14 protein-coding genes are annotated in these 15342 nt (G+C 60.5%); 9 read left to right on the top strand and 5 right to left on the bottom strand.

Going from position 1 to position 15342, the window contains the following annotated elements:
- Positions 1-828: 828 nt before the first annotated feature.
- Both KUV86_RS09745 and KUV86_RS09750 read right to left on the bottom strand, forming a co-directional pair.
- Positions 829-1386 carry a HutD family protein gene (locus tag KUV86_RS09745; RefSeq protein WP_222237782.1) on the bottom strand — a complete coding sequence of 186 codons (558 nt, stop codon included), beginning with the start codon at positions 1384-1386 and terminating at the stop codon, positions 829-831.
- A 167-nt stretch (positions 1387-1553) separates the two neighbouring features.
- Complete coding sequence (locus KUV86_RS09750) at positions 1554-3653, bottom strand: TonB-dependent receptor family protein (RefSeq protein ID WP_409996345.1); 2100 nt, start codon at positions 3651-3653, stop codon at positions 1554-1556.
- Positions 3654-4134: 481 nt separating this feature from the next.
- Between KUV86_RS09750 and KUV86_RS09755 the strand changes: the two genes are divergently transcribed.
- The 3 genes from KUV86_RS09755 to KUV86_RS09765 are packed head-to-tail and all read left to right on the top strand — an operon-like array spanning position 4135 to position 6971.
- Positions 4135-5160, top strand: a complete 1026-nt coding sequence (locus tag KUV86_RS09755; protein WP_206941763.1) for a TRAP transporter substrate-binding protein — start codon at positions 4135-4137, stop codon at positions 5158-5160.
- Between the two features lie 4 nt (positions 5161-5164).
- The gene (locus KUV86_RS09760) at positions 5165-5692 is read left to right on the top strand and encodes a TRAP transporter small permease (RefSeq protein WP_222484655.1); all 528 of its coding nucleotides are present in this window, start codon (positions 5165-5167) and stop codon (positions 5690-5692) included.
- Positions 5682-6971 (top strand): TRAP transporter large permease, encoded by a 1290-nt coding sequence (locus KUV86_RS09765; RefSeq protein ID WP_222484517.1) that lies wholly within the window; start codon positions 5682-5684, stop codon positions 6969-6971. Before KUV86_RS09760 ends, KUV86_RS09765 begins: the two co-directional genes overlap by 11 nt.
- Before the next feature lie 64 nt (positions 6972-7035).
- On the opposite strand, the gene KUV86_RS09770 is transcribed toward KUV86_RS09765, so the two are convergent.
- Positions 7036-7956, bottom strand: a complete 921-nt coding sequence (locus KUV86_RS09770; protein ID WP_222484656.1) for a helix-turn-helix domain-containing protein — start codon at positions 7954-7956, stop codon at positions 7036-7038.
- 242 nt (positions 7957-8198) lie between these two features.
- Between KUV86_RS09770 and pobA the strand changes: the two genes are divergently transcribed.
- Together pobA and KUV86_RS09780 are read left to right on the top strand one after the other, a co-directional pair.
- Positions 8199-9383 (top strand): 4-hydroxybenzoate 3-monooxygenase, encoded by a 1185-nt coding sequence (pobA, locus tag KUV86_RS09775; protein WP_222485017.1) that lies wholly within the window; start codon positions 8199-8201, stop codon positions 9381-9383.
- 100 nt (positions 9384-9483) lie between these two features.
- The gene (locus tag KUV86_RS09780) at positions 9484-10275 is read left to right on the top strand and encodes an ion transporter (protein WP_222484513.1); all 792 of its coding nucleotides are present in this window, start codon (positions 9484-9486) and stop codon (positions 10273-10275) included.
- Positions 10276-10299: 24 nt separating this feature from the next.
- Here KUV86_RS09780 and KUV86_RS09785 read toward each other — a convergent pair whose 3' ends face one another.
- A complete protein-coding gene (locus tag KUV86_RS09785) occupies positions 10300-10659 on the bottom strand; it encodes a hypothetical protein (protein WP_222484657.1) in 360 nt (119 codons plus the stop codon).
- Complete coding sequence (locus tag KUV86_RS09790; RefSeq protein ID WP_222484658.1) at positions 10649-11128, bottom strand: hypothetical protein; 480 nt, start codon at positions 11126-11128, stop codon at positions 10649-10651. The genes KUV86_RS09785 and KUV86_RS09790 overlap by 11 nt, the downstream gene beginning before the upstream one ends.
- 143 nt (positions 11129-11271) lie before the next feature.
- On the opposite strand from KUV86_RS09790, the gene KUV86_RS09795 reads away from it, so the two are divergent.
- The 4 genes from KUV86_RS09795 (at position 11272) to KUV86_RS09810 (ending at position 14837) form a co-directional block, all read left to right on the top strand.
- Entirely contained in the window at positions 11272-11673 is a 402-nt protein-coding gene (locus tag KUV86_RS09795) for a PepSY domain-containing protein (RefSeq protein WP_224851958.1), read from the top strand.
- Positions 11674-11791: 118 nt separating this feature from the next.
- Positions 11792-12469: a response regulator transcription factor gene (locus tag KUV86_RS09800; protein WP_206941750.1), complete on the top strand. Its 678-nt coding sequence runs from the start codon at positions 11792-11794 to the stop codon at positions 12467-12469.
- The gene (locus KUV86_RS09805) at positions 12466-13815 is read left to right on the top strand and encodes a sensor histidine kinase (RefSeq protein WP_222484659.1); all 1350 of its coding nucleotides are present in this window, start codon (positions 12466-12468) and stop codon (positions 13813-13815) included. Before KUV86_RS09800 ends, KUV86_RS09805 begins: the two co-directional genes overlap by 4 nt.
- Before the next feature lie 68 nt (positions 13816-13883).
- Entirely contained in the window at positions 13884-14837 is a 954-nt protein-coding gene (locus KUV86_RS09810; protein WP_222237776.1) for a sugar-binding transcriptional regulator, read from the top strand.
- Positions 14838-15342 lie beyond the last annotated feature (505 nt).

Below are 15342 nucleotides of genomic sequence, written 5' to 3' on the forward strand. Positions count from 1 at the left end.
GCTCACCCCCATGCGAGAGACATTGATATCTAAGCGTCATCGTCAGGCATTTATTCAGAAGAACCCCGATTATCGAGAGATGGTCGGGGTTTCTTAATTTAAAAAGCCGCATGCATGGGCTCTTGATACGTTCAGCCGCTCTTTATTTGTGGGGCCGCGCCGATAACCGCCTCGGCGCGGTCCGGCCACTCGCAGGCTCGTGGCGTTCGCCACCCCTTGCAGCTTCGCTGCAAAAGCCAGGGTGGCTCACCCCCATGCGAGAGACATTGATATCTAAGCGTCATCGTCAGGCATTTATTCAGAAGAACCCCGATTATCGAGAGATGGTCGGGGTTTCTTAATTTAAAAAGCCGCATGCATGGGCTCTTGATACGTTCAGCCGCTCTTTATTTGTGGGGCCGCGCCGAATACGCCTCTCGGCGTGGACCGGCCTGGTCCTTCTCAAGGGCGGGCTCGTGGCGTTCGCCACCCCTTGCAGCTTCGCTGCAGCCGTTGTAAAGAGCGCCAGGGTGGCTCACCCCCATGCAAGAGTTGCTGTAGCCACAGCGTCATCGTCAGGCATTTATTCAGAAGAACCCCGATTATCGAGAGATAGTCGGGGTTTTTCTCATACATGGGGAGGCCCGCTCTTTATTTTTGGGGCTGCGCCGATAACCCCCTCGGCGTGGTCCGGCCTAAGCCCTTTTCATCAATGACACGTCGATGACGGGGCTCGGAGGATAGGAGAAATCCCGATGTTGAGGTTTTCTCGGAGAAGGAAGGACTATGTCGGGAAGGTCTATCCAGGGAAGGTCTATACAAGGCTCTATGCAAGGTTCTATGCAAGGCCTATGCGGTGAAGGTCGCAAGGATCAGGTCGGAGCTTTCCAGGGCGCGCAAGAATAATCGATCACCTGGCTCTACCATCAGCATGTCCTGGCAGTTGATGATGTCACCGTTGACCAGCTCGAGACGCCCCCGTTCCAGATAGATAGCGCGAACCAAGGCTTCCTCGCGAGATAGGTGAAGCGTTTCCCGTAGTGATAGATGTTGATGGCTGATGTACCCGCGATTGCCGTAGCGAAGGATCAGATTGAAATCCCGATAGAGGCCGAAGCTCTGGGTCTGCCAAGCGCCGTCAAACGTGCTTGTCTGGAAGCGGCTCAGTCGGTCGCTACGCTGCCCTTGGTGCACCAGGTGTGCTTGCCCCTCCAATACCATCAGGTGGCGCTCGTAGCCAATCAAGGGGGTGAACATGCTTTCTTCACTTTCGACCGTCGCCGTGCTCAGGCGTATGTGAAAGTCGCGTCGTGCGTAGTCACTGCCCTCGGGAGCAATGAGCAGTTCTCTTGTTGTGCCGCCAGACCATAGCCGCATGGTCACTTCTGTGGAGCGTCGGATCAGCATGGGCGGTGGAACCAGCGCAAGCTGGACCTCTTGTGACGACGTATCACCTCATCGTCTCAGTGGCCTATGTTGATGTACTTGATCTGGCTCAATAGAGCATGAGGATTCGCTCGCTTCCCAAGGGGAAACGAGCGGATCGGCATGATTTTAGAAGATGCGCGGGAGGGTTAGAACGCCAGTTCTACACCGGCATAGACAGCACGGTCAGGTGCTGGCTCGAAGTAGCGGTCGTTGCTGGCATTGATGCGGACGTTGGCATAGTGATCTTCATCAAACAGATTGCGGATGCCGAGATACGTCGACAGTGTCTGCTCACTGCCCAGACGCCATCCCTTGCCAGCCCTTAGATTGGCTAGCCAGTAGCTGTCGACGTCGACGGTATTGGCGTTGTCCGCCACCATGTCTCCTACATACTGGGTTTCCAGGGTCGCAAAGGGGCTGGTGTCACGGTCGCTGGAGCCATACCAGGTCAGCTGGTTGACCCAGGTGGTCTCGGGCAGACCTGGAAGTCGGTTGCCCTTCAGACCTGCCCCTCCCGCGCTATCAAATTCGTAGCGGGCGAGGGTCAGCGCGGTATACAACTCGAGGTGAGCAGATGGCGCCCAGCCAAGGGCGAGCTCGAGGCCTTCGCGACGGGTATCGCCGAGATTGCTGTAGAAGGTGCGGTCGCTTCCCTCGATCTCGTAAGGCACCAGTTCATCTTTCACCTCGATGGAGAACAAGGTGATGTCGTAGTCCAGGCCACTGGTCAGGGTGCCTCGCGCCCCCACTTCGCGACTCCAGCTCTGCTGTGGCTCCACGTCTGGATTGAAGCCTCCACCTGCTGGATTGGCAAACTCAGAGAAGGTAGGCGTCTCGAAGGCCGTCGAAGTATTGGCATACAGCTGGTGATTCGGGTGATAGCGATAGCTGATGCCGAGGCTGCCATTGGTATCCTCAAAGGTCCGTTGACCGCTCTGGTCGCCATCGCTGGTGAAATCGTCCTCGATGTCCAGCTCGACGCGGTCATGGCGAATACCGGCCGACAGGGTCCATTGCTCGTCGAGCGCAAGATCACCCTGAGCAAAGATTCCCAGGCTTTCGGCAGTCTGCGTCTCATCCGCCACCTCACCGGTAATCTCACCGCTGAAGGCCACCTCCTGCCGGTGTCGATCATCTTCCTGACGCGCGGCATCAACGCCGACCATGCCGTCCAGAGCCATGCCGCCAACATGAAAGCGCTGATGGTACTCCGCGCTACCGCCGAAGTACTGCCGACGGTAGTCAATCAAGCTGGCACCGGGATAGGGCAGCTGTTGCTCGAAGTCGCGCCAGGTGCTGAACCCTTTCACATACAGCTCACCGGGACCGAACCCCAGGTCCTGGTAGAGCAGCCCGAGGACCTGCTGATCCACGTCTTGTCCGGTGTCATATTCCTCGGTGAAGCGACCCGCTTGTCGGCGATCGGCATCCACCTGTTCCGCGGTCAGGGCTCCGGGATCTTCGGCGCGCGGATTGTCCAGCAGGTTGACGATCGCTGTCAGCCTTCGTTGATCGTCCAGCTCCCGCGAAACCTTGGTGTTGAGAAGGGTCTTTTCAGCGCGGCTATGGTCGCGGTAGCCTGCCAGCTCAAGACGCGACGCATTGATGTGATAGGCCCACTCGTCATGCGTGCCGCCCGTCGACACGGACTGCTTGTTGTAGCCGTCGCTGCCAACTCCGACGCGGATGCGGGTACTGTCATCGGATTTGCCATCGCGGGTAGTCACCGCAATGACACCCCCCGACGCATTGCCGTACTGCACGGCAGAAGGGCCACGAATGACTTCGATGCGTTCTGCGCTATCCAGATCAATGGCATCCAGCTGCGCCTGACCATCGGGCAGGGTGTAGGGGATGCCATCCACCAGGATGGTGACGCCACGCACGCCAAAAGGTGCGCGCGCGCCGAAACCGCGAATGGAGACCCTTGCGCCCTGTGCAAAGTTGTCGCGGTTCTGGATGAACACGCCGGGCACCCGCACCAGAGACTCATCGATCCGTACGCGCTGCTGTCCACGCTGGATCTCCTCTTCATCGACCACTGACATGGCCATGGGGGTCGTCAGCAGCTCGCGTGACAAACGCGAGGCCGTCACGGTCATCGTGGATCCGTCAGTGTGATCAGCCTGCGGTGCAGTGCTCTGTGACGTGGTTTGATCAGTGCTCTGAACAGCGGTGTCAGCCACGGCGGGTGAGGCCAGCAGCAACATCAGGGGGAGGGCAATACCCGGGCGAGGGGGAGTCATGATCGTCCTTGAGGGGAGGGCTGTATCGTTTCAGCACACAATTTTAGTGAAGCCATCATCTAAGTACCACTTTCGCCCAAGGACTTTTGCTCAGGGGCTTTTTCTCAGGGATGTTGGCTCCAGGGCTTCTACTTCAGGACTTTTGCTTCAGTGCTTGTGTTCAGGGCTTTTATTTCAAGACCTGGGCGCCGGGTAGGCGGCCGGTGTTGATGTATGTATCGACGTCTATCGCTGCCGAGAGAGACAGCGTGGGATACCTCCTGCCCGCGATACCGAGTGTCGAAAAGGTCGAGAGAAGCGTGGAGTCGCTGGGTCCTATACCAAAGTCGCTTTTCGTTCGCATTGCGGGTGGTTTACCTTCTTCAACACAAATAACGAACGCATGTTCTCTATGCGAACATTGCCGTCATTGACGCCAGTGCAGGGAGCCACCTGTTGACGTCAGGCAGTGCCAATAACGACAACGACTGGAGGAACCCCGATGAAGACACCGCTCGCCTGCTTAATGGCAGCGTCGCTGACCGCTTTGGCATGTGCTCAGGCCCAGGCTGCGACGACACTGCGCATGGCGCACTTCTGGCCCGGGGCATCCGGTATCAATACGCAGATTTTCGAACAGTGGGCAAAGGCGGTCGAGGAGGATTCTGGCGGAGACCTGAAGGTGCAGCTGTTCCCTTCCGGCACGCTCGCCAAGGCCGATGATATCTATGAGGCGACGGTCAACGGTATCGCCGATATCGGCGCGACGGCCCAAGGGTACACGGCTGGGCGCTTTCCTCTGTCTCAGGTAGTGGAGCTTCCCGGTGTCTCCGACACTGCGGTACAAGGGTCGTGCATCTTGCAGACGCTCTATGACGACGGCCAGATTGCGAGCGAGTACGACGACACTCACGTACTGTTCATGTTCACCACGGGGCCGGGGTACATCCACACTGTCGACACCGACGTGCAAGCGCCCCAGGACCTCGCTGGGCTGCGCATTCGTCGTCCCACCGCGGTGGCTGGGGATATCCTGGAAAATATGGGGGCCAGTCCGGTAGCGATGCCAGCCCCGGACATCTACAGCTCGATGCAGCGCGGTGTGCTGGACGGCCTCAGCTTTCCCTGGGAGGGCATGAAGGGGTTTCGTATCAATGAGCTGGTGGAGTACCACACCCAGGTACCGTTCTATTCACTGATTTTTGTTGCCACGATGAGTCAGCGCGCCTATGAGCGACTGACGCCGGAACAGCAGGCGGTCATCGATGACAACTCCGGCATGAAGTGGGCGACGAATGCGGGTCAGGTCTTCCATGCCATTGATGAAGTTGGCCATCAGGAGGCAGTGGATGCGGGGCACACCATCCGTGTGATCGACGCGCCTCTTGAGGATGCGGCTTGGGCGCCGCCCCTCGAGCAGGGCATCGACGACTATCTGAGTGGGTTGGAAGAGCGAGGCATCTCACAGGCCCAGGACGTGTATCAGGCGGCGCTTGCCGCACGAGACAGCTGTGGCTCGGTGGAGTGACATCATGCAGCGTTTGATGCTTGGTACCAGCCACTGGCTGGCGCTGCTGTGCCGTGGGCTTGGCGGTATTTGTCTGGTACTGATGCTGGCCATCACCGTGGCGGATGTGGTCACACGCTATGCACAGCGCCTGTCGGACGGAGCCCTGTCACTTCAGGTCTTCGGCAGTGTCGAGATGGTCAGCTACCTGATGCTGTTTGCCCTGCTGGCGACCATGGCGGCGGCCGTCGAGAAAAGCCAGGTGGTGGTGGAGGCATTTTCTCATCGTCTGCCTACGTCAATTACCGCGCGACTGCATGGCGGCTACCTGCTCGGCTTTGCACTGTTAGGCGCCGTATTGGCCAGCGGGCTGGTAGGCGCAGCCCACAGTGCGACAGAGTATGGCGAAGTCACTCAGGACCTGCGCCTACCGCTGGGGCCGATCTATCTGACAGCGGCCGTCTTGAGTGCCGTGATGGGCCTGCGCAGCCTGCTGGAGGGAATGCTGGCCATGATCACTGGCCGTGGAGGTGAGGTTTCCCATGGCGACTGAATGGATCGGAGCGATGGGCTTGGCGGTACTGCTGGGGCTGATGATCCTGCGGGTGCCGGTGGCCCTGGCCATGCTGGTGGTGGGAGTCGGTGGTTTCGCGCTCATCATCGATGCAGGCGCCGCTGTCTCCATGCTCAAGTCAGTGCCGGTGGAGGTGCTGTCCAATTACAGCTTCAGTGCGGTCCCCATGTTCATCCTGATGGGTGTATTGGCGGCGCACTCTGGCATGGCCGGTAAGTTGTTCCAGTCGACGCGGGTCATCTGCGGCGGCTGGAAAGGTGGCCTGGCCATCGCCGCAGTGGGGTCCTGCGGAGTGTTTTCGGCCATCTCCGGCTCATCCCTGGCAACGGCCAGTACCATGACCCGTGTGGCCTTGCCAGAGATGGAGCGCTACGGCTACCACCGAGGACTGGCCACCGGCGCGCTAGCGGCTGGGGGCACCTTGGGCATCATGATCCCTCCCAGCATTGCCCTGCTGATCTACGCCATTCTGACGGAACAGTCGGTGGGCGACATGTTCATGGCGGGCCTGATTCCAGGGCTACTAGGCCTGGTCCTCTACGCGCTCACCGTCAGTGTTGTCATGCGCGTAAAGCCTGGCCTGGCGGTGGCGGGCGAGCCGACTGGCTGGGCCGACAAGCTGGCATCGTTGGGAGGGCTGGTCCCTTTCTTTGGTGTCTTTCTGGTGATGATCCTCGGCATCTACCTGGGCGTCTTTACGCCGACAGAAGGCGCGAGCGTGGGCGCATTTGCCACCTTGCTGTATGCACTGGTCAAGGGCCTGCGTGGCGCCCAGCTGTGGGCAGCGGTTCAGGAAACGCTGGCGCTGTCCGCCGTGGTGTTCTTCATGCTGGTCGGGGCGGAGGCGCTGGGTTACTTCATTTCGCTGTCACGTATCTCGTTTTCGATCAGTGATGCGCTGTTTGCCCTGGAGCTGTCGCCCATCTGGGTGGTCCTGTGCATCTTGTTGATGTACTTCGTGCTGGGCATGTTCATGGACTCCATCGCGATGCTGGTCATCACGGTGCCTGTGGTGTTCCCGATCATTCAGGTGCTGGGTATCGACCCGGTATGGTTTGGCATCATCACCGTGCTGACGGTAGAGCTTGGTTTGATCACCCCTCCGGTGGGCATGAACGTCTTCGTGATCAAGGCCATGGCGCCGCATGTCGGGTTGGGCGAGATCTTCCGTGGCGTGTCGCCCTTTATCGTGTCTGACCTGGTGCGCCTGGCATTGCTGTTGCTGTTTCCCGTGCTGACGACGTTCTTTCTGATGTAGCCGCTGCCTTCCCGTGACGGACAAGGGCCGCCTGTAGGCGGGCCTTGTCCGTCACGAGGCTCGCTCATGCTCCTGGCGGCGGCGCTGCCCGCTGCTGTCGCTGACGAAAATCCTTGGGCGAGCAGCCCGTCAAGCGTTTGAAAAAACGTGAGAAATACGCCGGCTCTGAAAATCCCAGCCCATCAGCGACCTGGGCGATGGTCAGGTTGGTGTAGGTGAGTTCCCGCTTGGCCTCCAGTAGTACCCGCTCATGCATCAGCGCCTGTGCGCCGCGACCGGTAAGGCGCCGACACAAGGCATTGAGATGGGCGGCACTTACGGTGATTTCCGTGGCCAGCTCGGAGACCCTGGGGTGCTGGCGAAAGCGCTGCTCGACCAGCGCCTGGTAGCGCTGTAGATGAACGTGACCCGGGTCTGGTTTTACCCCTGAGATGCGCTGAGAAGGTGGGGTGGCAGCACGTGCCGCCTCCACCGTCAGTGCCTTGGTCAGTGCATCGAGCAGGACACTGCGGTCCCGTGCCGGCCGGCGGTACTCCGCATCGATGTGATCCATCAACCCCACCAGACGCTTCCCCCCTGTGCCAAGGGGCGTTGCCCCTGCCCGGGTCCACACGCGGCTGGCATCGGGAAGTTCGCGGCGCAGATGGACCAGCAATGGCGCGGCCAGCGTCAGGATGTGCCCCTGAATCCCTGGCGAGAACGTAAAACCGTGGACGCTAAGGGCCGGTACCAGAATCATCAGCGGCGCCTGGCAGGACAGGCGCTTGCCCTCGAGTTCAAGCTCCACCTCCCCTGATGTCAGCAGCAGCAGATGGCTCAGGTCACTGTGGCGATGGGGATGGATGCGCCAATCATGCAGGCGGCTGCGTTCAGCGATGGATTCGCAGTGAATCAAGTCAGGTGTTGGCCAGCCTTGATGCTCTCCATAAAGGCTAAACGTCGGAATCGGCAGGGGGAGCTCAGAGGTGGTTGACGGCGTCTGCATGGATCACCTCGCGACGGGGCCAGCGCCCATCGACCAGAGTGGTCTGAAGTGCGCACCTGTACGACAAAAGTCAGATGAGTATCTTCGATAAGTCCAAGTAAAAGGGCTTTTCATGCCTTATTTGGCGGTGCTTTGGAGCGAAAAATATCATCACAACCATAACGTCTTCCAACCCCGCTGACGAGGCCACTGCCATGCTTGACTCGATGACTGCATCCGCCCACGAAGATATCGACGAGACGATGACGACCCAGGTGGCGATCATCGGAGCGGGTCCTTCGGGCTTGCTTCTCGGGCAATTGCTGGAGCGTGCTGGCATCGCTACCGTCATTCTCGAGCGCAAGAGCGGCGACTATGTATTGGGACGTATCCGTGCCGGTGTGCTGGAGCAGGGTATGGTCGACCTGCTGCGTGAGGCGGGTGTCAGTGAGCGGATGGAGGCCGAAGGGCTGCCCCATGAGGGCTTTGAGCTGGCCTTCGACAATCGCCGTGCGCGGGTGGATCTGGCGGCCATGACTGGGGGACAGCGGGTCATGGTGTATGGCCAGACGGAGGTGACGCGAGACTTGATGGCGGCGCGTCAGGCGTTGGGCGCTACGACCTTCTACGAGGCGGACGAGGTGGCGCTGCACGACCTGGAGAGCGACGCTCCTAGCGTGACCTTCATCCACCAGGGTAAGCGCTACCACCTGCACGCCCAGTATGTGGCTGGCTGTGATGGATACCATGGGGTGTCACGTCGCTCGATTCCTGACGAGCGATTGAAGACCTTCGAGCGGGTCTACCCCTTTGGCTGGCTCGGGCTGCTGTCCGATACTCCGCCGGTGACTCATGAGTTGATCTATGCACGCCACGAGCGGGGCTTTGCGCTGTGCAGCATGCGCTCGGTCCAGCGCAGCCGCTACTATCTCCAGGTATCACTGGATGACACGGTCGATGACTGGTCCGATGAGCGTTTCTGGCAGGAGTTGAAGCAACGCTTGCCGAGTGATGTCGCTCGACAGCTGGTCACGGGGCCCTCGATCGAGAAGAGCATTGCACCGCTTCGCAGCTTTGTGGTGGAACCGATGCAATTTGGCCGCCTTTTCCTGGTGGGGGATGCGGCGCACATCGTTCCTCCTACCGGAGCCAAGGGGCTTAATCTGGCGGCGAGTGATGTCAGTACCCTGTACCGCCTGATGGTCAAGGTGTTCGAGGATGGCCGCACAGACCTGCTGGAGCGCTACTCGGAGGTTTGCCTCAGGCGTATCTGGAAAGCCGAGCGTTTTTCCTGGTGGATGACGTCGATGCTGCACCGCTTTAGTGATGAAGAGACTTTCGAGGAGCGCATGCAGCTGGCCGAACTCGATTACCTGACAGGGTCACGGGCAGGCTTGACCACGCTGGCTGAAAACTATGTGGGGTTGCCCTACGAAGCGCTGGAGTGAGTTGTCGTTGACGCCGAGGTGTTGCCGGCGGCCTTGCTGCTAGGCAGCCCGACATGCTTCGCGTAAGGTCAAGGATGACCCGTCCATCGACCCAGACACCATGAATCAAGAGCGTCTATCTCCGTTTCAGATCCTGATCCTGATCCTGTCCTTTTATGTTATTGGCGCCATGGCTGTGCAGGAGCTGCATGACCTGCCGCCGGAAGTCGATGATCTGATTTCCAAGCTGGACTTTGTTGTCTGTGGCTTCTTTCTCGCGGACTTTGTGATCCGTTTCAGCCAGGCAGACAGCAAATGGCGTTTCATGCGCTGGGGATGGATTGACCTGCTCGCCAGCATACCCGCCAGCTTCTTTATGGCAGGGCGATTGGTGCGGGTGGTGCAGGTGATCCGGATGCTGCGTGCGATCAAGTCGCTTAGCCTGATCTGGAATTTGCTGTTCCGCAACAAGGCCAAGGGGATCTTTGCCTCGGTGGCATCCGCGACGGTGCTGCTGCTGATCTTCGGCTCGGTGGTCATCCTGGTCGTCGAGGGGCCAAATCCCAATAGCCAGATCAATACCGCTGAAGAAGCACTGTGGTGGGCGTTCGTGACGGTGACGACGGTAGGGTACGGCGACTTCTATCCGGTCACGACCCTGGGCCGTGTGGTGGCTGCCCTGTTGATGGTCGCGGGGGTCAGTCTGTTCGGTAGTTTCGCGGCGTATGTCGGTTCGCTGTTCATCGGCGACCAGGAAGACGAAACCAGCCGATTGCACCGGGCGCAGCGGGACATGTTGCGAGAGCTCGCTCGGGAAGTACGCGAACTGAAGACGGAAGTCGTGGCGTTGCGCCAAGAGCTGGCACAACGAGACGACCAGCGCGATACGCCCCGGGATGACGTCAGTCGCTGACGGTCCATCCAGGGGCGCCGTCTATCAGGATGACTTGACCTCGCATTGCCCCTCCCAGACTCGCGCAGAGTCGTGATGCGCGGCACGGCTGGTCATTCCAGGGGTGATGTCATCTGCATGGTCTGCGCGGTAGGTTTCCATGCGTTTTTTCATGCGGTGGCGGACGAAGGGCATCAGCGCCAGACCGACGAGACTCAAGGTCAGGGCCATCAGCGTCGCGAAGACCAGTGTGACCATGCCGATCAGACTGACCAGTACGAGTCGCAGGCCGCTGGGGCGCCGCGTGGTTCGGGCTTGGCGAGCGCGCTGCTGCCATTGGGACGCCGCCCTCCAGGCGGCGTTCTGCTGGTATTCGTGGGTAAAGCGCGATTGATCAGTCGTCATGCTGAACTCCAGTGACATCGAAGGTATCTCGATCAAGACGAATCTCGATCTCCTGATGTTGGGCGTCGTAGCCTTCGATCTCGATATCGCCCATACGGTCGACATCCAATGAGCCGAACAGTTCCAGACCCGCCTGCTGTGCGGCGTCCAGGGCCTGGGAGACCTCGTCGCCACTCAGGCTCCACTCTGGGAGCTGACCCTCTCGCTGCTGCTCTCGCAGGATGCTGGCGTCGTCCAGCGACATATCGACATCAAGCCGCCAGCCGTCGTCACGCCAGCCTTCTGCCTCAAAGCGATGGCCATCGTCGACGCCGAGTTCGTCGTAGCTGGCGAAGCCGTATTCGCCGGTACTGGTCAGCAGCCGATCGAGCTCTTCGCGGCTGATGCCTCTGTCATCGGCCAGCGCCGAGGTGGCGAAAGCGCCGGTGAGGGTCAGGGCGGCCAGGCTGAGGGTAACCGTTCTGTTCATGTGCGGACTCCTTGCGCTGTTGAAGGTATGCTCACCACATGCTGCTGTCCGGTGAGTGAGGCCATCCTGTCACGGGCAACCTGTCACCAGCCTGACGTTGTCGTTCATGTTTCGTTCATCTCAGCTACTTCAGACTGTCTGTCATGAAATATGTAAAACACTCTTTAGTCGTCGCGCTGCTAGTGGCTAGCGCCCTGCAGCTGCCTTACCTGGCCCAGGTCGACGGCCTCCAGCATCTTGCACGCCAGTCGCTCGGCGTGGGCGACGCCATGGCCGATGACGACTGGCGTAACCTGCATCAGGAAGTTCATGAAGGACGTCTGGTTGCACTGCCCACGCTGCTGGACTGGCTGGATGAGCGCTACGACGGACAGGTGCTGGAAGTCGAGCTGGAGCGGGAAGATGGCGTAGCGATCTACGAGATCGAGATGGTCGGCGCCCAGGGACAGGTGGTCGAGTTTGAATTCGACGGTCGCAACGGTGAGCTGAAGGCGATTGAAGGGGTGGGCATCGATGCGATGAGACGTCAGCCTTCAGCACCTTAGCCCTCGCCAGCCTTTATCGAGTAAGCACTTTTCTAGTGAGACCCTGTCGATCAAGCCCCTCTCTAATGAGCCCCTTTCTAATAAGCCCCTAGCGAAACGGATGTCAGGAGACGTAGTCATGAAAATTCTACTGGTCGAGGACGACCAGGCGTTGAGTGAGGCGCTTGCGGAGTCTCTCGGCGAGGGTGGGCTATTGGTGGAAGCGGCGACCAATGGCAGTGATGCGGACTTCCTGCTGCGAACCGAGCGCTATGACGCAGTGATCCTGGACCTGGGACTGCCGGACGGAGACGGTACCCGCTGGCTGGCGCAGTGGCGCGACGATAGCATCGACTTGCCCGTCCTGGTGTTGACCGCCCGCGAACGCTGGTCGGACAAGGCGGCAGGCTTTTCAGCCGGGGCAGACGATTACGTCACCAAACCCTTCGAGACCGCCGAGGTGCTGTTCCGATTGCGCGCCTTGGTGCGGCGCAGCCACGGTCACTCTCATCCGGTACTGAATGCCGGTGCCTTGAGTCTGGATACCCACACCGGTGCCGTATCCGTGGCCGGACGGCCGGTATCCTTGACGGCCCACGAATCGCGCCTGCTGTCTTACCTGATGCACGCCAGGGACCGTGTGGTCAGTCGTACGGAGCTGGCTGAGCACGTCTACGATCGCGATCACGAGCCTGACTCCAACGTTATCGATGTGCAGATCAGTCGGTTGCGGCGAAAGCTGGGAAGTGAGCGCATTGTGACCCGTCGCGGTGAGGGTTATCGGCTGGTCACGCCAGATAACGAGTCTACGTCGTGAAGGCCACCACAGGCTCGCTGGCGCGGCGCCTGATTGTCGCCTCGTTGGTGCTGGTGCTGGTGATCGTGCCGCTGGTGGGGGCAGGACTCTCCTACAGCTTCCGTGAATCGGCCTCGGCGTCCTTCGACGAACGGCTGTCATCCATGCACCGAGTGCTGCTGGCCGCCCTGGAGCGGGATCCGGTCAGTGGTGAACTGATCGTCACTGACAGCCTCGGCGACTCGCGCTTTGGTCAGGTGTTTTCCGGCTGGTACTGGCAGATCAGCGATGGCCAGGGTCTGTCCCGGGGCTCTCGTTCCCTCTGGGATCAGCGCCTGCCGACGGACGGCCGTGCGGGTACCCACTGGCGCAACATCGAAGGCCCGCGAGGCCAGCCGCTGCGACTGGTGGAGCGCACCCTCACGCTGTCCCACCACCCCCATCCGGTGGTGATCAGCCTGGCGGTCAGCCGACAGGAACTGGATACCGAGGTCGCTCGCTTCGAGTGGCTGCTGTGGTTGTCCTTGCTGGCGCTGGGAACGCTGCTGCTGGCTGGCCTGGCAGCACAGATTCGTTGGGGGCTGGCGCCACTTCGCTCGCTGTACGCGGACCTGGCCGCGGTCAAGGCGGGGCAGCGTGAGCGCCTGGACACCCAACTGCCAACGGAACTTGCCGAACTTGCGGCCACCATGAATGACGTGCTCGATCATGATCGTCGCTTGATCGAGCGAGGAAGGGCAACCGCCGGCAATCTGGCGCATGCCTTGAAAACCCCGGTCAGCGTGCTGATGACGCGTGTCGAGAAGCTGCCTGCGGCAGAGCGGGACAAGATGCGACAAGAGCTTGAGCGCATCAATGCCGCGGTTCGCCATCACCTGGCGCGGGCCAGTGCTGCGGGCAGCAGCGCGCTCGCCGCCGAGGTACACGTTGGTCAGGTGCTGGCGCCCGTGCTGGAGGGACTGACCCGCCTGGCGGATCGGCGGGGCGTTCGGGTCAGTATCTTGCTGGCCGACGAGCTGGCACTGCGTATCGATCCCAACGACCTGCAGGAGCTGGTAGGCAACTTGCTGGAGAACGCGATCGACTGGGCAGCATCGCGAGTGACGCTCAGCATTCAGCGTGAGTCGCGAGCGCTATGCTTGTGCCTCGATGATGACGGTCCTGGCATGAGCGAGGATGAGCGCGCCGCGGTCCTGCGTCGGGGCGTGCGCCTGGACGAGCAGCGGCCTGGCAATGGGTTGGGACTGGCCATCGTGGAAGAGCTGGTAGAACTGTATGGCGGTGAACTCGCGCTTGAAGCCGCGCCGCTGGGGGGCTTGCGCGTGACGGTCAAGCTGCCGGCTGGCGCTTCGTCGGCGCAGCGCTAGGCGCGTCCATTGTGCCAGTGCGGTTGGCTTGCGATGATGCGCTAGTGGATCAGTGAGAGAGATGGCGTGTGGACAAGTTCGAGGTCAAGCTGGATCAGGCTGCCAGGGCCGCCTGGTTGTCGTATGTCGGTGGTCAGACCCAAGATGAAATTGCGGCGCAGCTTGGCGTATCTCGTCCTGGGGTTCAGCGTCTGCTGGCGTTGGCCCGGCAGGAAGGCCTGGTCAAGGTCCACATCGATCATCCGGTCGCCCACTGCACAGCCCTGTCCCAGGCGATCCGCGAGCGCTTTGCGCTCGCCTATTGTGACGTCGTGCCGGTGGCTGCAGGTACGACTGACAGTGCCCCCTATCTCGCGGTAGCCGGCGCCGAGCGTCTCTCCCGCATTATCGAGCGAAGCGAGCCGCAGACGCTGTCACTAGGCTCAGGGCGCTCGATTCGCGCCATGGTGGAAGCATTGAGCCGCATCGAGCGTCCTCAGCATCGCTTTGTCTCGCTGGTCGGCAACGTGGCTCGCGATGGTTCCTCCAACCGCTATGACGGCGTGATGGTGGCGGCGGACAAAACCGGCGGCGAACGTTTTCTACTACCGACCCCGGTGGTGGCCAGCAGCGTCGAAGAAAAGCGTGCTCTGGCCGCTCAGCCGCTGTTTCGCGCCATCGGTGAGGTGGCAAGCCAAGCCTGTGTGGCGTTTGTCGGGGTAGGGCGCATTGACCGCCAGGCCACGCTGTTTCAGGACCACTTCATCAGCGAAATCGAGCTCGAGGAGCTGCTGGCGCTCGATGCGGTGGGTGAGCTGGTTGGCTGGCCGATGGACGCCAATGGTGTCCTGATCGACTGCTCCACCAGCAGGCGGGTCACCAGCCTGCCCCTGCAGACATTGCAGCATCAGTCACTGGTGGCGGTGGCTGGCGGACGCGACAAGGGGGCGGCCATCCTGGCGGCTCTGCGAGGAGGCTGGTTGTCGAGTCTGATTACCGACGACCAGGCCGCTCGCTATATCGTGGATCGGTTAGCCTCCTGACCCTCTCTTGGTCACCCCAGTCATGTCCCCGCTGTCATCGCCCTGATGGGGCTTCCCGCCGTTGCACCGTAAACCTTTGAGTAGGGCGCATTATTCTGTGGACGCTGCCACGGGGTTTGCCCGGCAAACAGCGCAAAGCGATCAGGCCTACCGCTAAAGTCTAAGGGTCTGCGCTTTGCGTTTTCTGGTGTCCTGTTCGATCATTTGATCATTGCTTGATTTGATTGATCAGAAATCAGCGTAAGGATTCCACGCGGGTTCCATGGACCACACGCTGAAGGGTTGATCACAAGCCTATTGGTTGATCGGAAGCAGGTGAGTTGGTCAGAAGTGGATGTGTTTCATCAGAACGGGCACGTGCAGCGCAGCAGCGAACCCGATGCGCGTTACCTGCGGTACTGAGCCAATGGCTGCCGCGCTTCCGCCGCTAACCCCTGGTGGCTCTGGTCACACAACAACAAGCCCCGCAGGGGCCAATAACAGGAGTACGTCATGAAGCAGTGTC

The organism is Halomonas sp. DP8Y7-3, from assembly GCF_019801675.1.
Lineage (GTDB): Bacteria > Pseudomonadota > Gammaproteobacteria > Pseudomonadales > Halomonadaceae > Halomonas > Halomonas litopenaei_A.

Excerpts from the sequence above, each read along its gene's own strand:
- KUV86_RS09745 (WP_222237782.1), bottom strand. The coding sequence starts at position 1,386 with ATGCTGATCCGACGCTCCACAGAAGTGACCATGCGGCTATGGTCTGGC.
- KUV86_RS09750 (WP_409996345.1), bottom strand. The coding sequence starts at position 3,653 with ATGACTCCCCCTCGCCCGGGTATTGCCCTCCCCCTGATGTTGCTGCTG.
- KUV86_RS09755 (WP_206941763.1), top strand. The coding sequence starts at position 4,135 with ATGAAGACACCGCTCGCCTGCTTAATGGCAGCGTCGCTGACCGCTTTG.
- KUV86_RS09760 (WP_222484655.1), top strand. The coding sequence starts at position 5,165 with ATGCAGCGTTTGATGCTTGGTACCAGCCACTGGCTGGCGCTGCTGTGC.
- KUV86_RS09765 (WP_222484517.1), top strand. The coding sequence starts at position 5,682 with ATGGCGACTGAATGGATCGGAGCGATGGGCTTGGCGGTACTGCTGGGG.
- KUV86_RS09770 (WP_222484656.1), bottom strand. The coding sequence starts at position 7,956 with ATGCAGACGCCGTCAACCACCTCTGAGCTCCCCCTGCCGATTCCGACG.
- pobA (WP_222485017.1), top strand. The coding sequence starts at position 8,199 with ATGACGACCCAGGTGGCGATCATCGGAGCGGGTCCTTCGGGCTTGCTT.
- KUV86_RS09780 (WP_222484513.1), top strand. The coding sequence starts at position 9,484 with ATGAATCAAGAGCGTCTATCTCCGTTTCAGATCCTGATCCTGATCCTG.
- KUV86_RS09785 (WP_222484657.1), bottom strand. The coding sequence starts at position 10,659 with ATGACGACTGATCAATCGCGCTTTACCCACGAATACCAGCAGAACGCC.
- KUV86_RS09790 (WP_222484658.1), bottom strand. The coding sequence starts at position 11,128 with ATGAACAGAACGGTTACCCTCAGCCTGGCCGCCCTGACCCTCACCGGC.
- KUV86_RS09795 (WP_224851958.1), top strand. The coding sequence starts at position 11,272 with ATGAAATATGTAAAACACTCTTTAGTCGTCGCGCTGCTAGTGGCTAGC.
- KUV86_RS09800 (WP_206941750.1), top strand. The coding sequence starts at position 11,792 with ATGAAAATTCTACTGGTCGAGGACGACCAGGCGTTGAGTGAGGCGCTT.